Annotated in this window: 3 protein-coding genes; 2 read left to right on the forward strand and 1 reads right to left on the reverse strand. The window is 67.2% G+C overall.

Annotated elements, in window-relative coordinates:
* Positions 1 to 506 (reverse strand): LysR family transcriptional regulator (locus JYJ84_RS34985; RefSeq protein WP_205190153.1); only part of this gene is annotated, 506 nt, incomplete at its 3' end.
* Positions 507 to 621: 115 nt separating this feature from the next.
* On the opposite strand from JYJ84_RS34985, the gene JYJ84_RS34990 reads away from it, so the two are divergent.
* The gene (locus tag JYJ84_RS34990) at positions 622 to 1,005 is read left to right on the forward strand and encodes a tautomerase family protein (RefSeq protein ID WP_011355834.1); all 384 of its coding nucleotides are present in this window, start codon (positions 622 to 624) and stop codon (positions 1,003 to 1,005) included.
* Between the two features lie 126 nt (positions 1,006 to 1,131).
* Positions 1,132 to 2,111: CHAD domain-containing protein (locus tag JYJ84_RS34995; protein WP_205190154.1), on the forward strand; the 980-nt coding region annotated here is incomplete at its 3' end.

The raw sequence follows: 2,111 nt of genomic DNA on the forward strand, positions 1-2,111 counted from the left end.
AGCCAGGCCAGCGGTTCGGAAAACAGCAGCGTGCCGTCTTCGCGCGGCGGGTCTTCGCCCGGCTCGTGCCGCACGATCACCGCGTCGAACCGGCGTTCGTCGTATTGCGAGAGCAGATTCGTCGACGTGCCGAGATGCATTTCCAGCGTCAACCCCGGATCCTGCCGATGCAGGCTCGTGAGCACGGCCGGCAGGTCGGGCACCGCGACGTGCTCGCTGACGCCGAGCGACAGCCGGTGCGTGCCGGCCGAGATCGCGCCGAGCGCGTGATCGTGCGCGTCGAGCAGCGCGCGGGCGGCCGGCAGGAAATTCTCGCCGTCGGCGGCCAGCTTGACGACGCGCGGCGTGCGCGCGAGCAGCGGCTTGCCGAGGTGGGCCTCCAGCCGCTTCAGCTTCAGGCTGACGGCCGACTGGGTGGTGCCGAGCGCATCGGCGGCGCGCGTGAAGCTGGCGAGATCGGCGACCAGCACGAACGCGCGGACGGCATCGAGGTCCAGGACTTTCATTTCAAATGTAAATGGATGAAATATTAATCAATGACTGTTCATTATAGTTCGGCGCGCCTAACCTGACGCTGTGTTTTCGTTCTTCAACGTCAACTTCACCGACAGGAGCAGGACCATGCCATTCACCCGCATCGCAGTTCGCGAAGGCAAACCGGCCGCCTACCGCGCGGCGCTCGTCGACGGCGTGCATCGCGCGTTGATGCACACGTTCAACGTGCCCGAGGACGACATCTTCATGGTCGTCACCGAGCATGCGGCCGAGAACTTCGTGTTCGGTCGCCACTACCTCGATATCGAACGCAGCGACGATCTCGTGATGATCCAGATCACCGCGAACAACACGCGCACGCTCGAGCAGAAGCGGGCGCTGTACCGGGCGATCGCGGACAACCTCGCGCAGCAGCCCGGTGTGCGACAGCAGGACGTATTCATCAGTCTTGTCGAGGTGCTGAAGGAGGACTGGTCGTTCGGCAACGGCCTCGCGCAATACGCCGTTTGATCTGCGACAGCGCGACAGGGCCAGATCGTCGACTGCAAGTTTTGGCGACGTGTACTATGGAAGCAGCTTCACGAGTGACGCCGGCGCGGTCGATGCGCCGGTGATTCTTCATGTGCAGGAGCCTCCATGTCGCGTGTGCTGGAAATCGTGTTGTCGCTGTCGCTGGAAGGATGGCCGGTCAAGGCTGCAAGTCGCGCTCGCGGCGCGCAGCGTGATTTCGGCGCCGAACTCGTGCGCGCGTGGCGGATCTGCCCTCAGGTCAGGATGCGCCGCGGCCATGAGCGTGTGACGATCGAGCCGTGCCAGATCGAGGAGGCCGAGCTGAGTCCCGGCGCGAGCTGGTGGACGTGGGTCGAGTCGAATGCGCACGGCAGGCGGGTCGTCGCGTCGCGCGCGAAGGCGTTTGCGCCGGGTGTCACGGCGCGTGAACTGTTCGACGCGGAGCATGCGGGCATCGCCGTCTCGATGCCGTTACCCGTGCCCGAGGCGGCAGTCGCAGCCGAGGCCGTCGTCGCGACGGGTGAAGTCGACGGCGCCGCGCCGGATACGACCGGGCGCCCGGAGGAGGTTGGTACACAGCCGGAATCGTCGGCGCTGCGCCTCGTCAGCGAACGGCGGCGCGGACGGTGGGCCGACGACAGCGGTGTCGTGGTCGAGATGACGCTCGACGACGTCACGCTGCATCGCGGTAGCGAGCCGCCGCGCCGCTTCGTCGAGCTGCGTCTCACGGCGCCCGACTGGGAAACCCTGCCCGCGCGCACGGCCGCGCTGCACGCGCTGTTTGCCGCGGCGCGTGAACTGAGCGGCGCGTGGCCCGCATTCGTGCAACTGACGAGCGTGATCGATCGCGCTTGTGCGGCCGAGCCGGCCGCCGACGGGCCCGTCAAGGCAAAGCTCGTCGACCTGACCGGCGTGCGCTCGCAGCGCGCCGCGCTGTTCGCGCTGTCCGGCGACATCACCGCGCAATGGCTCGGCAACGAGGGCGGGGTGCTCGAGCAAGACGATCCCGAATTCGTGCACCAGATGCGGGTCGCGCTGCGCCGCCTGCGCACGCTGATGCGCTTCTTCCCGCTCTTTGCCGACCCCCAGTGGCGCGACACGCTCGG

This window comes from Burkholderia sp. LMG 13014, from assembly GCF_905232215.1.
Classification (GTDB): Bacteria; Pseudomonadota; Gammaproteobacteria; order Burkholderiales; family Burkholderiaceae; genus Burkholderia.